A 16,339-nucleotide genomic window follows, 5' to 3' on the forward strand; every position below is an offset into this window, starting at 1 on the left:
GCCCAACTGACGAACCGTCGCGGTGAGGCGCTTTCCAAGCTTCAAGTAGAGTTTGACCGCTCGGATGCGTTCTTCGTATGAATACATGGGCCAGCTCCTAATAGTCCAAGAATTCCGCCGCACCCCCAAAGCGGACACTACAACTTAGCCCGTACAACCACTGAATGCGATCATTTCTTTTATGTAAAATTCGATAGACCGAACAAAGCCGGCCACAAGCGCAAACCCGCCCGCCCGAAACATCCTCCTTCCCAGCCCCGACGTCCGTCAGGTGTGCACACAGCATTTGCGGCACCCCCAACGGAAATTCACGACCCCTCAGGCGCGCTTGCCACTTGTAGTTCGATGTGCAGATCCTTCGCGGCAACACGATCGCCTGCCTGGACATGCACGGTGGCGATCACGCAATCGCGGTCAGCCGCGAAATGCGTCTCCATTTTCATCGCCTCGAGGGCGATCAGCGTGCAACCCGCGGACCCGCGTTGCCCGGTTTGGACCGTCATGGCCACCACCGAGTGGTATCGGCGCGGCGACATGCAGCGGATTTTCCGGATCGGTCACCGCGCGGCCCCTGCGCACCGCCTATGCCAGCGCGGTGCTGCGCTGCTCGACAGTGGCCGTGCGCGATTGGCCGCCGGACACGATCTGATCTACGTCGCGCTAACCGGGAAACAACGCCATAAATCGGCCGGAATCCTTCGGCGTCGCGAACCCTCACGCATCAAATGAGCCGCTCACCACGTCGCCAACGTTTATCGCACCGTATTTCGCAACCAGTATGGGTCACTACCCTTCGACGGGTTCAAGCTAGCATCTTCGACCGGAAACAGATCAGCACGGACCTGCCCATCGGTGACGGCTTGGTTCTCCTGTGAGAACACAGCCACTAGAGCAGTTGCAAACACAACTGCCGCAACAATGGCTGGTATCACAACTCTCATGGTAGCCGTCTCCAGATATGGCACTGTTGCTTTACGAACAGACCTGTCCGAAATCAGCGCCTCAAGTTTATGTATGCATGGAGGTTACGACTAAGGAGAGTTTCAAGAAGTGTCCGTTGCGAAAATGGCAAGCCGTCGTGCAGCATAGCGTCGCCAGAATGGCAGAGCCGCTTCGCAAGCGCTCGCACGTGAATCAGCTGCACTGAAGTTCGACATCCACGCCTGCCAAGACCTTCACATGCGCGGCAGCGCTTCGCGCTAGAGACGACAGTTCATATCCGCCTTCGAGGCACGAAACGACTCGCCCGGCGGCGTGTTGCCGGGCAACTTCGACAATACGTTGCGTGACCCACGCGTAGTCGCGTTCCGTAAGGCACAGGTTTCCCATCTCGTCCTCGCGGTGCCCGTCGAACCCTGCCGAAATGAAGATCATCTCCGGCTTGAACGCGTTCAGCGCGGGCAGCCACTTGTCGACGACGGCCGCCTGAAGCGCTTCACCGCCGGAGCGTGGCGGCAGCGGCACGTTCACCATGTTGCTGCCCCGAGCGACGTGCCCCGAATACGGATAAAGCTGATCCCCGAAGATCGAGCACATGAGGACGCGCTCGTCGGCATAAAAAATCTCTTCGCTGCCGTTCGCGTGGTGGACGTCGAAATCGATCAACGCTACGCGCGAGAGTCCGTGCACATTCAACGCATGGCGTATACCCACAGCAACATTGTTGAAGAAGCAGAACCCTCCGGCCGCGGCGCTCTCAGCGTGGTGCCCCGGGGGCCGCACGTTGCAGAATGCCGAGTCGCACTTACCGCCGATCACCAGATCGGCTGCGAGCACTGCGGCCCCGGCTGCACGCAATGCAGCGATATAGGTGCAGGGATTCATGCTGGTGTCGGGGTCCACGTGCACATACCCTTCGATCGGCGTCATGCCTACCAGGTTACGGATTTACGCGATGGAATGCACCTGGGCGAGTTGCTGCTCGGTGGCGAGCGGCGCATCGTAGCTCCACATGCAGCCCAGGAGCCCTTTCATCAGCAGCATGTCGTGGATGGCGCTAATGCGGTCCGGCGACTCGGGATGCATGGATCCCATTTCGTGCCGCTCGCAATCGGGGTGGGAGATGTAGGCTGCAAACATAACGCTGCTCCGAACGAGAACTTGCTGCGAGACGAATGCGAGACGGTAGACTGACCGGAAGTCTCGGGCTTACCCCAGTGCCTCGAAGATGCGCGCGCGAATGTCTTCGACGGCGCCGAGGCCAGAGACGCGCCGGTACTGCGGCGCCTTCAGACCGTGCTGTGCGTCGCGTCGCGCCCATGCGTTGTAGTAGTCGACCAGCATCTGACATCTCCCGCCTGTCAAGGCAATGCATTGATTGCCATTGAATTTGCAACGCCTCCGCAAGCGCACGCTTGATGTGTATCAATCGAGGTCGGCGCGAAGGCGAATGCGGGGCTTCGAATGGGACTGTCTTGCGTTGCGGCAGCGCCGGATCTTCTGCGCTTTCCGTCGCTTCAGCGCGGCGGCGTGTAGGGGAATCCCTACAGCCTCGCTCGTACGACTACGGCACTTTCAGTCCGCGCTGATTTCACTTCCCTGGCTCGCAAACAATAATGGGTTCACGGACTTGAGGTGTGGCTCTTCGACGCAGTCCGTCCGGAACCAGGAGCAAGCGATGAACGGCAACGAGGTTACCCTTCGATCACTCGTCGACAAGTGGCTTGCACCCACCTTTTCGGCGCCCGCACGTGTCGCGCAGGTGGGACGCCTTTTTGCCACCCATTGCCGTTTTGTGCGGATCGAAGGCGGCACTTCGAGCGGCCCGCTCTCGATAGTCTTCTTCCGGCACGACGACGGCTCCTGGTGTGTGTTTCCGCCCGCACGGACAGCGCCCGCAATGTGCCATCGGCTCATTGCTCATTAACCCGCCGTCGCGAGCGCGAACGCCTGGTTGCCTGGACCACAGCGTCAACATCTCGTCTCGAAGCCCCCCTTCGACGCCGCATCCGTCCCGGACGTAGCGCTGGATTTTGACATTGATCAACAGTTTCAGCGCGCATCCGACGTAGCTTCCGAGTTACTGGCTTGAGAGCCCGCGGTACACCTTGCCAACGGCTCGGAAGCGGAGGTGAACATGTCATCAGACCCCAATCGCTTCGACGCGATCGTGATTGGCTCGGGCATCGGCGGCCTGGCTTGTGCCGCCGCTCTCGCGAAATACGGCAAAGCCGTGCTCGTGCTCGAGCGGCAGCATGTCGCCGGCGGTCTCACGCAGTCGTTCAGCCGCGACGGCTTCCGCTGGGACGTAGGTCTCCACTATCTCGGGGAGATGGGGCCGCAAGGCGAGGCCCGCGGCGTCATCGACTGGCTGACTGGCCGTGCCATCGAGTTCGCGCCGCTGGGCGATGCCTACGATATCGTCCACTTCCCCGGGAACTTCACCGTCCCCTTCAGACGCCCGCGCGCGGCGCTCGAGCAGGAGCTGAAATCGCGCTTCCCCGATTCCGCAGCGCAGATCGATGCGTTTTTCGACGCACTCGGCGAGGCCGTCCACGCAGGCAAGGCGCTGTTCACGCGCAGAGCATTATCGGGATTTCTAGGCGATGTTTATGGCCTTTGGCACAAGCGCGATATTCTCAAGTGGTGGGGCCGCACCACCGTCGACGTACTCGACGCTCTCGTTAGCGACGCGCGACTTCGTGCGGTGCTCCTTGCGCAACAGGGTGACTACGGTGGCATGGAGCCGTCCGTTACGAGCTTCGGATTGCATGCAGTGGTCATGAACCATTACCTGAATGGCGCCTGGTACCCCGTGGGCGGAGCAAAAGTTTTCGCCGAGACCCTCATCCCCGCTATCGAAGAGGCCGGCGGCGCAGTCCGGGTCGATACCCGAGTCCAAGCGTTGGAGATCGAAGACGGAGCGGCAACGGGCGTGCGGATCGAAGATGGAACGGTGCTACAGGCACCGACGATCTTCTCTGATATCGGCGCCCGCAATACCGTCGGCTTACTGCCGGAAGAACTTCGGCGCAGCGCATGGGCGCAAGAAATACTGTCCTTCGAGCCCTCGGTCTGCCACGTAACGCTGTACCTTGGACTCGACGGCGACATCGGCGTGCATGGGGCATCGGCGTCGAACCACTGGTTTCACGAAAGTTGGGAGATCAATCATGGCACGTGGCGCGCGCCGAATGAGCTGACGCCTGCTCCCGCTCTGTTCGTCTCTTTTCCCTCGATGAAGGATCCCGCGCAGGCTCGCAATGACTCCCGCCGGCACACCGCCGAAGTCGTGGTGATAATCGATTGGGAGCCGTTCATGCGCTGGTCTCACTCCACGCTGAAAGAGAGGCCGGAGGAATACACGGCATTCAAGTCAGCCATCGGGCAGCGACTGCTCGCACAGTTCGCACGCCATTTCCCGGAACTGGCGCCGATGGTGGTGTTTCACGAAGTCTCCACACCGTTGACGATGGCGGCATATTCGGGAGCGCACCGTGGCGCGAGCTACGGGCTCGAAGTCAGTCCGCGCAGATTTCTTTCGGAGAGCCTGAATGTCCGGACACCCGTTCCGCGCCTCTTCCTCACAGGTCAAGACGTCACGAGCCCCGGCGTGACAGGAGCGATGATGGGAGGTGTGCTTGCGGCTGCCTCGATTGCACACCAGATCTATACACACCTCCGATAAACACGCCTTCACCAGGAGGAAGGGGCGTCGATTTCTTCATCGCGGACTACAGCATCGCATCGTCGCGGTGCAGCCTCGCCCTATTTCGCCTCGATCAAGACTTCCTTGCATGCCGGCGATCCCACGCGCCTAGGGGACGGAAAGCGCCATTCGCCCAGGCTGCGGCTCAATTGCCGAATTCCCTTGCAACCATTCATTCACCTTTGCCGCCCTGTGTTCTGCTTGCTGAATGCGGGCTTTCAGGGCGACGCAGAGGTTCCCTGTCTGCGCGAGGGGGGAATCCAGAAGGAGCCGCGCCAAGGCCACCTCCTCTGAAAGATCACCCAACAACGCGCCAAGCTTGCTCTCCCTCGATTCCAGTTGTGCGCAAAGAAGCGACTGCGCCGAAAATGCATGCCCTGCCCGACATCTGAAACGAATCACACGCCGGTCACGCAGCATGAAGAGCGCGCTCTGGCAATCGGGACAGTTCAGGCCACCCGGCATAGCCATGGTTTCGAACTTCGACCAGACATCCGGGGCGAGGTTACCCTCCGCCAGGCTGACCTCGGCACCGACAAGCTCATCACGAGAACCCGCAGCGACCATGGCGGGATCATCATTGGCAAGCATGATGAGAAGTGCTCCCATTTCGGCCAGGTTGCAGCGGTGATCAACGGACACACTGGCCAGCGCGCTGTTGGGCATCGACGGTGCAATCGCTTCCAGTGGGTTCTGCACGACAGCAGTCCCGTGCTGGTCCTTAATGGCCATCAACCCCGCTGTGCCGTCATCGAGGTACCCAGTCAATACCACACCGACCACAGCAGGCCCATAGGCCAGAGCTGCAGAGCGAAACAGGGGATCGACAGCCGGACGAAACCGGTTTTCACGAGGGCCGTTGCACAGCGCGACATAGCCTCGATGGACCAGCATATGTCGGTCTGGAGGTGCGACGTAGATCCTGCCTGGCTGAATCAGCTCGCAGTGCTGGGGATGAGCAACCGGCAACGAACTGGCCCGAGCGAGGATGCGCGGCAGAACTCCCGTACTTCCGGCACCGAGATGCTGGACGATAAACACAGGCGCCGGAAAGGTGGGGGGCAGCTGCCCGATCAGCAATGAGAGCGCCTCGATGCCACCATACGATGCACCAATGACAATGATTCGCCCGTTCATGATTGGCTCGTTTCCCTGATGACCCCCAGACAATGGCCTTGGAACTCGCGCTTATATTTGACTTGGGTCAGTTGTTCGTGGTGGCAACGACGACTAATAACCTTGCGGCAATTGAGCCACATCAATTGTCGGGATATCTACAGTGGGAAAATTCGGCGCGTAACCACCCTTCGCTCGAAGTGAGCCGACATGAAAACCGACCGAGATATTCAGCACAGGATCGAACAGGAATTACTCTGGGATACATCCGTCGATGGAAGGTACATAGAGGTAACTGTTAACCAGAACGTTGCGACGCTGCATGGATCGGTCAAAAGCTGCGCGCAAAGGCTTGCTGCGCAGCGAGTGGCGCAGCGTTTGCTGGGCGGTGGGTCGGTAGTCGTGCAGCTTGTCGTTCGGTCGCCTGCGCCGATGCCTGACAACGACGAGGAACTCGCGAGTGCAGTGTCGTTAGCGCTGAACTGGCAGGCTGATCTGCCGCGCGATGCAGTGCGTGCAGTGGTCGAACGCAGCTGCGTAACGCTCGACGGTGAAGTGGAGTGCGCGAGTCAACGCGATGCTGCCGAAGCAACCGTAAGCCAAATGCGCGGCGTGGCTGACGTGATTAACCGTGTGACGGTGCGCAATCATCCGCTGGAGAGCAATGTGCACGCACAGATCGCAGCCGCCCTTTCAAGCCGTGGAGAGTCGACGGCAGCCGCAATCCGCGTCCAGGATCGAGATGGTGTCGTGCGCCTGACTGGCACGGTCAGCGGCATCGCGGAAAAGGAGGAAGCTTGCAACGCCGCGTGGACGACTAGTGGGGTGAGATGGGTGGTCGAACAGCTCGACGTTGCGTGATTGCGGGCGTGGGATTTCGGCTCAGAAGACCGGCAGCATTGACCTGCATCAACTGAAGGGACACAGGTTGGCAGTGTCATACGGGCAAGGGTCAACGTTCATCAAGCGGTAAACCTGCCCGCTTTCGCTACCGAGGTTGCACAGATGACGCTCTTCGCCGCATTCGTCGCGCTCGTCTTCATCTACAGTCTCGCGTCCCGGCGATTCGAGCGCACCGTAATCACCGCACCTATCCTGTTCACGGCGCTTGGCGCGCTCATGTCGTTCTCGCATGAAGCACTGGCCGAACTTGCACTGGACCGGAAAGATCTGCTCCTGATCGCCGAAGTGGGCCTCGTGATGACGTTGTTCACGGACGCTTCCCGCGTGCGGCCGCAAATGCTCAAAGGTGAGGCCAATCTGCCGGTTCGCCTGCTAAGCGGTGGCATGCTCCTGACCATTGCGCTTGGCATTCTGGGCGCGATGGTGGTGGTGCGGTCGCTGACCTGGTGGGAAGCGGGCATTCTCGCCGCCATTTTGGCGCCGACCGACGCCGGGCTCGGTCAGGCCGTCGTCAGCAGCCCGCGCGTGCCGCGGCGCATTCGTCAGGCGCTGAACGTGGAGGCAGGCCTGAACGACGGCCTCTCGGTTCCTTTCCTCATGTTCTTCATCGCGTTGGCCGAGGCTCGCGAGCGTGGCGCGGGCGGGTCGGTGCTGGCGCGTTTCCTGATGGAGCAGCTCGGTTATGGAGCGCTCGTGGGGCTGGGCGTCGGCCTGATTGGCGGCTGGCTGCTCGGTCTTGCACGCCGCAAGGAATGGATGGCCATACCGCTCACGCAGCTTGGTGTCGTCGCTCTTCCCTTCGCCTGCGTTCTCATCTCCGAGGCCACCGGCGCGAGCATGTTCATTGCCGCCTTCGTCGCCGGGCTGGCGACCCAGGCAGGCTTCAGCGAAATCGGCAAACACAGCATCGAATTCACGGAGGATTGGGGGCAACTGTTCAACTACTTCGTCTTCTTCCTCTTCGGACTGCTCATCACGCGCGTCTGGAGGCAGTTCGATTTCGCTATCGCCGCGTATGCGGTTCTGAGTCTCACGCTGATCCGCATGATTCCCGTGGCGCTCGCGTTGAAGGGTACGCACCTCAGTTCGCCCACGGTGTGGTTCATGGGCTGGTTCGGCCCACGGGGGCTCGCGTCGATCGTTCTTGGACTCGTCTATCTGGAGGGCGAAACTACCCTGCCGGGAGAGCAGACCATCAAGCTGGTCGTCATGGCAACGGTGCTGCTGAGCATCTTCGCTCACGGACTCACCGCACTGCCCGCCATCAACCGGTACAGTCGTGCTGTAGCCGCTCTGGGCGAAGATGCGCCCGAACGCGAGACGGTCGGCGCCGAGCGCGCGAGCGCCGCGAATATCGAATAGGCGATGGCCTGGTTCGCCGCGTCAACGCGACAAAGCTAGCCACGCACGAGCAGCACCGGACAGGTCGAGATTCGAAGGAACTCTTCGGCCACGCTGCCCAGCACTGCCCTGCTCACGCCGCGCCTGCCGTGTGTGCCCATCGCCACCAGATCGGCTTCCTGCATTTTTGCGCAGCGTTCCAGACACTGCGCGATCGAGTCGGATTTTCCAGACGTCTCGCAGATTTCGACTGAGCATGGGACTTGCCCGGCGGTCATCGCCCGCCGTACCTCGTCGAGCGCGAGACGACCGTCCTCATGCAGTACCTTGCCTAGCGCTTCCGGGTCGTAATAGCCGGCGTATGGCGCAAGCCCCCATTTGTGCACGACGTACACGGCATGCACGCGTGCGTGAGCAAGCGCCGCAAGCGCCACGGCTTCCCGTGTGGCGCGCCGGGCGCAATCGCTACCGTCCACGGCCAGCAGAATCTTCCGACAAACAGGCTTTGTCATTTGGCGATCTCCCTGCGTCCTTCATGTCATGACGACTCAGTCAACATACGCAGCGGTCCTCAATATCGACTGATCTTCATCAATTGGTTGCGCAGACAAAGCGAGGCAATGCCCGCTTTCGCGTACCCCATATTTTGGTTGATCTGAGTCAATCGTCATCCGATGCCTGGGCATGAGACTGAAGCCGCACGAGACGTGACGTTACGTCGTGACGGCAATCGATTTGCGCATGCGAGGAGACTATGACCCAACCCGAAGCAACGCCCACTGGCACCGCCCCATCTCAGATCCCGCTGTTAAAGGGCGCCGCCATCGACGGCATGGCCGCCTATCGCGCGCTCGTCGAAGAAGCGCGACGCGACCCCGATTCGTACTGGGCCCGTCTCGCGCGCGAGTACCTGGACTGGAAGCGCCCGTTCACACGCGCGCTCGACGCGTCGAACGCACCGTTCTTCAAGTGGTTCGACGACGGACTGATCAACGCCTCGTACAACTGCCTCGACCGCCATCTCGCGAACGGTGGCGGCGAGCGCACCGCGCTGATTTTCGAGGCGGACGACGGCCAGGTCACGACGCTCACGTATGCGCAACTGCATGCGCGCGTGTGCCGCGTCGCGAACGCGCTACGCGCTCGCGGCGTACGGCGTGGCGACCGCGTGATGATCTATCTGCCCATGTCGATTGAGGGCGTGGTCGCCATGCAGGCGTGCGCGCGCATCGGTGCGCCGCATTCGGTCGTGTTCGGCGGGTTCTCCGCCAAGTCGCTGCATGAACGCATGGCCGACGTCGGCGCGTGTGTGCTCATCACCGCCGACGAGCAGGTGCGCGGCGGCCGCCATCTGCCGCTCAAGAGCATTGCGGACGAAGCCCTCGCAATGGGCGGTGCCGAAAACGTCCATACCGTGATCGTCTATCGCCGCACAGGCGGCTCGATTCTGTGGAATTCGCTGCGTGACGTCTGGCTCCATGAACTGGAAGAAGCGCAGCCCGCCGAGTGCGAGCCCGAGTGGGTCGACGCGGAGCATCCGCTCTTCATCCTTTACACATCCGGCTCGACGGGCACTCCCAAGGGCGTGCAGCACAGCACGGGCGGGTATCTGCTGTGGGCGGCCCTCACCATGAAGTGGACGTTCGATATCCGGGCGTCCGACGTATTCTGGTGCACGGCCGACATCGGCTGGATCACGGGGCATAGCTACATCTGCTATGGCCCAACGGCCGCCGGCGCGACGCAGGTGATTTTCGAGGGCATACCGACCTGGCCGGACGCCGGCCGCTTCTGGCAGATGATCGAGCGCCACAAGGTTTCGATCTTCTACACCGCGCCGACTGCCATTCGCTCGCTTATCAAGGCCGCGGACAACGAGCCCGCCGTCCACCCGTCACGGTATGACTTGAGTTCGTTGCGCCTGCTCGGCACCGTGGGCGAGCCGATCAACCCTGAGGCCTGGCGCTGGTTCGCGGCGCAAGTGGGCGGCGGCCACTGCCCCGTTCTCGACACGTTCTGGCAAACCGAAACGGGCGGTCACATGATCGCACCACTTCCGGGCGTCACGCCGCTCGTCGCCGGTTCATGCACGCTGCCGCTACCGGGCATCGAAGCGGCCATCGTCGACGAGTCCGGGCATGACGTGCCGAACGGCAATGGCGGCCTGCTCGTCATCAAGCGGCCCTGGCCCTCCATGCTGCGCACGATCTGGGGCAACCCCGCGCGCTATCGCGCCGGTTACTTCCCGGAAGAACTCGGCGGCAAGCTCTATCTCGCCGGCGACGGCGCGATTCGCGACGCGCAAACTGGTTATTTCACGATCACGGGCCGCGTGGACGATGTGCTCAATGTCTCCGGCCACCGCATGGGCACGATGGAAATCGAATCCGCGCTCGCTGCTCACCCGCAGGTTGCCGAAGCTGCCGTGGTTGGCCGTCCCGACGCAACCACGGGCGAGGCGATTGTTGCCTTCGTTGTGCTCAAAGGCGAACGCCCCATCGGCGAAGAGGCTAAACACATTGCCGAAGCACTGCGCACGTGGATCGGTCACGAAATCGGCCCGATCGCCAAGCCGCGGGAAATCCGCTTCGGCGACGCCATGCCGAAGACGCGTTCCGGCAAGGTCGTGCGCCGCCTGCTGCGCTCGGTCGCAAAGGGCGAGGAGATCACGCAGGATACCTCGACTGTCGAAAACCCCGGCGTCATCACACAGTTCAGCAAGGCTGCTTGATCAGGAGACGTTCATCATGAAAACTTCCGCACCCAACCCCGCATCGCTCGGCCTTGCCGGATTCGCCCTCACCACGTGGCTGCTCAGCATGATCAACGCCGGATGGTTCGGCGGCGACGCGCTAGGGCTCGTGCTCGCCTGCGCCCTGGCGTTCGGCGGCAGCGCGCAGGCGATAGCCGGACTCATCGAAATTCCGCGCGGCAACACATTCGGTGCCACGGCATTCATCGCTTATGGCGCCTTCTGGTGGTCGCTGGCGCTCTATCTCATGTACCTGCACGAGCATGTCGTGCCCGCTTTCGTCGGCTGGTATCTGCTGCTCTGGGGCGTTTTCACGTTTTACATGTGGATCGCCACCTGGCGCGCCTCGCGGGCCCTGCAACTCTTGTTCGTCGCTCTGTGGATCACATTCTTCCTGCTGGCTGCGAGCGAATGGACCGGATCGGCTCTGATCCACCACGCGGGCGGCTACGCCGGGCTGTTCACAGCGCTCGTCGCGTTCTACCTCTCTGCGGCGGAAATCATCAACGAAACCCACGGCCGCAGCGTGCTGCCGACCGGCGCGCCCACCAGCGCGAATGCCGACGATCTTGCCGGTGCCCGCACCGCCTGACCTTGAGTGTCTGGAGAACATCATGACAGAGCTTCAACGTATCGACTACGAACCGGCACCGTTGCTGCCGCTCGCCCCGGCGAGCGCCGAGTCGGCCGAATTCATCGCCCTGCCGCGCGCTCGCTCCGACGCGGGCGCGCCGCTGATGACGGCTCTCGCGCGACGCAAGAGCACACGCATCTATGCGGATACGCCGATCGCGCTCGATACGCTCGGCGAACTGCTCTGGGCTGCCAACGGCGTCAACCGCCCCGAGACCGGCGGCCACACCGCGCCGTCCGCGCATGGCTTTCACGACATCGACATTTACGTCGCGCTTGCCCACGGTGTCTATCGCTACGAGCCGGCGCTTCACCATCTCGTGCTCAAGCATCGCGCCGATGCACGCAACATGACCGGCTACCAGGACTTCGTGAGCAAGGCGCCGCTCGACCTCGTGTACGTGCTGCGCGGATCGCAGGTGCTCGATACACCGCCGCAACAGCGCGAGCTTTTCGCTGCCATTGCCGCCGGGGCGATTTGCCAGAACGTTTCGCTCTACTGCGCATCCGAAGGACTCGCTACCGTCGTGCGAGGCTGGATCAACCACAGGCTGCTCGCCGACGCGCTGCGCCTGAACGAGGACGAGACGCCCCTGCTCGCACAGACAGTCGGCATGCCAGCAGCGCATTGATCCGCCGTCTGGACCAGGTGGTAGCGGCGCAAGCCGGTAAAGGAAGCAACGATGTTCACACGCGTCGATTTGAGCGCCGTGCAAAGCGCTTACCGGCTTTGTTACGTCCGCAAGCCATGGGCGTGGTTCACGCGCATCCCGCTCGATCACCAATGGGGCGAGCACTGGGAACGCGCGCCCTATATGCGCGAGTCCGGCTTGCCCTACTCAGATGAACCCGACCAGATTCTCAAGGTCGGATTCGACGGTCCGCTCCTTGGCCCTGAAGAGGGAGAGCACGGCCATCCGTACAGCGTGCAGGAGATCAATTCGAAGCTGGCGTCGTGGCTACGTACCGAGAGCTACCTTGGCGGCCCCACTATTCACATCATGGCCGGCGTAACGCTGCAGCGGTTCACGGAGCTAGTCGAGCTATCAGGGGGAATGGTCTACGCGCCGCTTGGATGGGGCGAACTGCCCACGCTCCAGCTCGTCTCCAGCGCCGGGCGTTGAACGACTGGCGACGCAAAAAACCCTTGCGTGGCCGGTTGAATCGCAGGCGTTCGCCCCAAGATCGCCATCGCAAGGCGGTCCGTAGCGAAAGGTATTCGTGCAATGAAGCCCGCCGGAATGCGCGGGCAGCCGGTGCTCGCGTTTCACCCATGCGGATGGACCCGCCAGCGCCATGAAGACGAAACGCCATCAGTCACCACCCCGCGCCCGCAAGGGGCGGGGCGAGCCTATGCTCGAAATCGATGCGGGCCCGCAGGATATTCGCGTGGCCGACGACACGCTCGGCCTCTTCCGTGCGCGGATGACGGCGGTGCCGCTATTGTCGCGAGAACAGGAAATCGACCTCGCGCGTGAAATCGAATCAAGCCGCCAGGACTTGCTGCACGTGCTCGAATCCTGCCCTGAGGCTATTGGCGTTCTCGCAACCGGCGAGCGCGCAGAGGCAGCGGCGCTGCAGGAGATCCATGAATGGCCCGCGGGCGCCATCGAGGCTGCCTGCGATGCGTTCGTCGCACACGCCGGCAAGGCAACGGTGGATGTCGAAGCGAGCGAACGCCTTTGCGAAATGAGCGCAGACTTGCGCCGGTTACGGTCGGCAACGCGCAAGATGTTCGAGGCCAATATGCGGCTCGTGTATTCCATCGCGCGCCGCTACGAGAATCGCGGCATGGACCTTGCCGATCTCGTTCAGGAAGGCAGTCTCGGCTTGATGCGCGCAATCGAGAAGTTCGAGTACCGGCGCGGATTCAAATTTTCCACTTATGCGACGTGGTGGATGCGTCAGGCCGTGGCGCGCGCCATAGCCGAGCGCTCGCGCACGATCCGCCTGCCCGTCCACGTGAGCGACGAGTTCGTGCGCGTCTGGCGTACGCGCGAGCGTATCCGCGAACAGACAGGGCGCGACGCCTCCCCAGAAGAAGTGGCTGCCACCCTCGGTATGGCCGAGCCTAAGGTGCGCAGCCTGCTGGCGCTTCCCGTCGAGCCAGCTTCGCTGGATATCGTGCTGCCGGACGGGGAAACCGGACTGATCGATCTCATTCCCGACAACGCGCCGACGCTGATGGAAGCGCTCGCACGCGCGCGTATGTGTGAGTTCGTGAAGACGCTCATCGAAGCGATGCCTCCCGCTGAGGCAAACATCGTGCGTCTGCGTTTCGGCATCGGCGATGGCGAGCCGCAAACGTACGAGGAAATCGCCCAAAGCACAGGCATCTCGCGCGAGCAGGTGCGACGTATTGAAAAGCGGGCGCTAGACGCATTGCGCGCGTCAGAGCGCATGCGCGCCGCGCACGACTATCTCGAAGCCGAACACTGACTCGGATGCGCTTCTCGTGACGGCTTCGCAGCGAGTTCGGTCGCGGCCGATGTGCTGCTGGGTTCAAGCTGCAATTGCGCTGTCGCCGCGGGCTGTACAACCGTCCGCCTCGTGTCCGCAGACTCGGAGTCCGCGATCAGCGCAAGCAGTTCGTCGTGCTCGATCACTTCCCGCTCGAGCAGGCGCTTCGCGATCCGGTCGAGCGCGGCGCGCTGGTCGGCTAGCGTGCGCGTCACGCGCTCATGGGATTGCGCCAGCAGCCTACGCACTTCATCGTCGATGAGCTGAGCCGTGCGCGCGCCCGGATGCGGCCCTTCGGCTGCCAGCCGTGAAGGCGGCATCGAGCCGTCGTCGGCGCAGTTGACGAGGCCGACGCGTTCACTCATGCCATAGCGGGCCACCATGTGCCACGCCATCGTCGTTGCCCGTTCCAGGTCGTTTTCCGCGCCGGTGGAAACGTCACCGAACACGAGTTCCTCCGACACCCTGCCGCCGATCAGCACGTCAAGCCGATCCAGCAGTTCGCTGCGCCTGAGCACATAGCGGTCCTCGGTGGGTACCTGCTGCGTGTAGCCGAGCGCCGCCACCCCACGCGGGATCATCGAGACCTTCTTCACCGGGTCACAATGCGTTCGGCTCTGGGCGACGAGGGCGTGGCCTGCCTCGTGGTACGCAATGGTCACTTTCTCCTGCGCGTTCATGACGCGGCTCTTGCGCTCGGAGCCCGCCAGCGCACGGTCGATGGCTTCCTCAAAGTCCGCCATACCCACGTTCGCACGATCCGCTTCCGCGGCATGGAGCGCCGCTTCGTTCACGATGTTGGTGAGATCGGCGCCCACGCAACCGGGTGTGCGCGCGGCGAGTTCTTCTAGATCGACGTCGGGCGCCAGTGGCACGCCGCGAGCATGGACCGAAAGAATCTGTCGCCGGCCGTTCAGGTCTGGCCGATCGATGGCGATATGGCGATCGAACCGCCCCGGCCGCAGCAACGCGGGATCGAGCGTCTCAGGCCGGTTGGTCGCGGCAAGCAGGATGACGCCCGCATTGGGCTGGAAGCCGTCCATCTCCACGAGCAGTTGATTGAGCGTCTGTTCGCGCTCGTCGTTGCCCGAAACGGGATTCGCACCGCGCACCTTGCCGAGCGCGTCGAGTTCGTCGATGAAGACGATGCACGGCGCCTGCTGCTGCGCCTGCTCGAACAGATCGCGCACGCGCGCCGCGCCCACGCCCACGAACATTTCCACGAACGACGAACCGCTGATCGAAAAGAACGGCACTCCGGCCTCGCCTGCGAGCGCCTTGGCAAGCAAGGTCTTGCCCGTTCCCGGCGCGCCGACGATCAGGATGCCTTTGGGAATCTTTCCCCCCAGGCGGCGATAACGCTCCGGGTGACAAAGGAACGAAACGATCTGCTGAAGTTCCTTCTTGGCTTCGTCGATACCCGCAATGTCGTTGAAGGTCGCGCCAGTTGCCTGCTGCACGTATATCCGCGCGCGGCTTCTGCCGATTCCCATGAAATCCCGCGCGCCGCCGCCGCGCCGCATGAGAAATTGCCACGCGAATACACAGACCACCAGCGGTGCAATCCAGGCGAGCAGCAGGTCACTCCAGTTGCTGTCGAGCGCGCCGCGAAAACGTACGCCCGAGGCAACGAGAAGCGCGGGCAGCGACTCGTCGGCAACGCGTATCGTCGCGAACGGCCAGGGAGGCTTGTCGGCGGTGAAAGCCGCGGCGTCGGAGGCGGGAAGGCTCGCCTTCGCGTGCTCCGAGCGCAATTCGCCGCTAATGCGCGTGGGGGTGACCACGAGGTTGTCGATCTCGTGCGCGGCGAGCAGGCGCTGAAAATCGCTATAGGCGATGGCCGGCGCCGCCGGCGCAAACCAAAGCACTTGCGCGGCGAGCAGCACCAGTACGCCGATGAATATTGCGATGCTGGCAATGTCCGACTTCTTCTCCATGCGCCGGTCGCTCCCGTTTGCTATACGTCGCGCGTCATTCGCCCGTACCCCGAACGAGGAGCACCGGGCATGGCGCCACGCGCACGAACTGCTCCGCCACGCTGCCGAGCAATGCGCGTTTGAAACCGCGCCTGCCGTGCGTGCCGAGCACCACCAACTGCGCGCCGTGGCTCGACGCGCAGCGCTGCAGGCATTGCGCCACGGTGTCGTTGATGTCCCGCACTTCGATCAACTCTGTCTCGCAGCGCACTCCAGCCGCGACCGCTTCGGCGCCGGCCTCGTCGAGCTGCTGGATGGCGGCCTCGCGGTACGTTTCCATGATGTCAGCCGGCACGTAGGCCATGCCCATGCCAATGCCGACGGGCGCCAGGATATCGAGCGCATGCACGATGTGCAGTTGCGCGCCGGCCAGGGCCGCGAGCTTCAACGCCTCGGCGAGCGCCAGTCTGGATGTTTCGCTGCCGTCGTACGCGACCAGGATCTTTTCGTACATAGGGATCTCCTTTTGAGCCAATGCCCTGCGGATCTGATTTGTGCGCCTCTATCTTC

General features: G+C 62.6%; 14 protein-coding genes and 2 pseudogenes. 9 read left to right on the forward strand and 7 right to left on the reverse strand.

Features of this window, described 5'->3' with window-relative positions; all coding sequences use genetic code 11:
• Positions 1–308: 308 nt before the first annotated feature.
• From AB4Y43_RS08650 to AB4Y43_RS08660, 3 genes and pseudogenes are all read right to left on the reverse strand, one after another.
• Positions 309–633 (reverse strand): annotated as a pseudogene (locus tag AB4Y43_RS08650) (biotin/lipoyl-containing protein); the annotation flags it as partial.
• Positions 634–1,134: 501 nt separating this feature from the next.
• Positions 1,135–2,079: pseudogene (locus AB4Y43_RS08655) on the reverse strand (histone deacetylase family protein).
• Positions 2,080–2,148: 69 nt separating this feature from the next.
• Positions 2,149–2,283: a hypothetical protein gene (locus AB4Y43_RS08660; RefSeq protein ID WP_368727514.1), complete on the reverse strand. Its 135-nt coding sequence runs from the start codon at positions 2,281–2,283 to the stop codon at positions 2,149–2,151.
• Positions 2,284–2,617: 334 nt separating this feature from the next.
• Here AB4Y43_RS08660 and AB4Y43_RS08665 point away from each other — a divergent pair, with 334 nt between their 5' ends.
• The gene (locus tag AB4Y43_RS08665; protein WP_368727515.1) at positions 2,618–2,866 is read left to right on the forward strand and encodes a hypothetical protein; all 249 of its coding nucleotides are present in this window, start codon (positions 2,618–2,620) and stop codon (positions 2,864–2,866) included.
• Between the two features lie 210 nt (positions 2,867–3,076).
• On the forward strand, positions 3,077–4,627 hold the full coding sequence (locus tag AB4Y43_RS08670) for a phytoene desaturase family protein (RefSeq protein ID WP_368727516.1): 1,551 nt from the start codon (positions 3,077–3,079) through the stop codon (positions 4,625–4,627).
• A gap of 129 nt (positions 4,628–4,756) precedes the next feature.
• Here AB4Y43_RS08670 and AB4Y43_RS08675 read toward each other — a convergent pair whose 3' ends face one another.
• On the reverse strand, positions 4,757–5,785 hold the full coding sequence (locus AB4Y43_RS08675; protein ID WP_368727517.1) for a chemotaxis protein CheB: 1,029 nt from the start codon (positions 5,783–5,785) through the stop codon (positions 4,757–4,759).
• A gap of 189 nt (positions 5,786–5,974) precedes the next feature.
• Between AB4Y43_RS08675 and AB4Y43_RS08680 the strand changes: the two genes are divergently transcribed.
• Entirely contained in the window at positions 5,975–6,625 is a 651-nt protein-coding gene (locus tag AB4Y43_RS08680) for a BON domain-containing protein (protein WP_368727518.1), read from the forward strand.
• A 144-nt stretch (positions 6,626–6,769) separates the two neighbouring features.
• Positions 6,770–8,029, forward strand: coding sequence for a cation:proton antiporter (locus AB4Y43_RS08685; RefSeq protein ID WP_368727519.1), 1,260 nt, complete (start codon positions 6,770–6,772; stop codon positions 8,027–8,029).
• Between the two features lie 35 nt (positions 8,030–8,064).
• On the opposite strand, the gene AB4Y43_RS08690 is transcribed toward AB4Y43_RS08685, so the two are convergent.
• Positions 8,065–8,520, reverse strand: a complete 456-nt coding sequence (locus tag AB4Y43_RS08690) for a universal stress protein (protein ID WP_368727520.1) — start codon at positions 8,518–8,520, stop codon at positions 8,065–8,067.
• 242 nt (positions 8,521–8,762) lie between these two features.
• Here AB4Y43_RS08690 and acs point away from each other — a divergent pair, with 242 nt between their 5' ends.
• The 5 genes from acs (at position 8,763) to AB4Y43_RS08715 (ending at position 13,832) form a co-directional block, all read left to right on the forward strand.
• Complete coding sequence (gene acs, locus AB4Y43_RS08695; RefSeq protein ID WP_368727521.1) at positions 8,763–10,739, forward strand: acetate--CoA ligase; 1,977 nt, start codon at positions 8,763–8,765, stop codon at positions 10,737–10,739.
• Between the two features lie 16 nt (positions 10,740–10,755).
• Positions 10,756–11,352, forward strand: coding sequence for an acetate uptake transporter (locus tag AB4Y43_RS08700; protein ID WP_368727522.1), 597 nt, complete (start codon positions 10,756–10,758; stop codon positions 11,350–11,352).
• A gap of 22 nt (positions 11,353–11,374) precedes the next feature.
• A complete protein-coding gene (locus AB4Y43_RS08705; RefSeq protein ID WP_368727523.1) occupies positions 11,375–12,025 on the forward strand; it encodes a nitroreductase family protein in 651 nt (216 codons plus the stop codon).
• 51 nt (positions 12,026–12,076) lie between these two features.
• Complete coding sequence (locus AB4Y43_RS08710) at positions 12,077–12,517, forward strand: hypothetical protein (RefSeq protein WP_368727524.1); 441 nt, start codon at positions 12,077–12,079, stop codon at positions 12,515–12,517.
• A gap of 229 nt (positions 12,518–12,746) precedes the next feature.
• The gene (locus tag AB4Y43_RS08715; protein WP_368727525.1) at positions 12,747–13,832 is read left to right on the forward strand and encodes an RNA polymerase sigma factor RpoD/SigA; all 1,086 of its coding nucleotides are present in this window, start codon (positions 12,747–12,749) and stop codon (positions 13,830–13,832) included.
• Here AB4Y43_RS08715 and ftsH read toward each other — a convergent pair.
• Positions 13,811–15,790, reverse strand: coding sequence for an ATP-dependent zinc metalloprotease FtsH (gene ftsH / locus AB4Y43_RS08720; RefSeq protein ID WP_368727526.1), 1,980 nt, complete (start codon positions 15,788–15,790; stop codon positions 13,811–13,813). The genes AB4Y43_RS08715 and ftsH overlap by 22 nt on opposite strands.
• A gap of 34 nt (positions 15,791–15,824) precedes the next feature.
• On the reverse strand, positions 15,825–16,283 hold the full coding sequence (locus AB4Y43_RS08725) for a universal stress protein (RefSeq protein ID WP_321924725.1): 459 nt from the start codon (positions 16,281–16,283) through the stop codon (positions 15,825–15,827).
• Positions 16,284–16,339: the final 56 nt, after the last annotated feature.

This window comes from Paraburkholderia sp. BR10872 (genome assembly GCF_040965835.1).
In the GTDB taxonomy this organism is placed as follows: domain Bacteria; phylum Pseudomonadota; class Gammaproteobacteria; order Burkholderiales; family Burkholderiaceae; genus Paraburkholderia; species Paraburkholderia nodosa_A.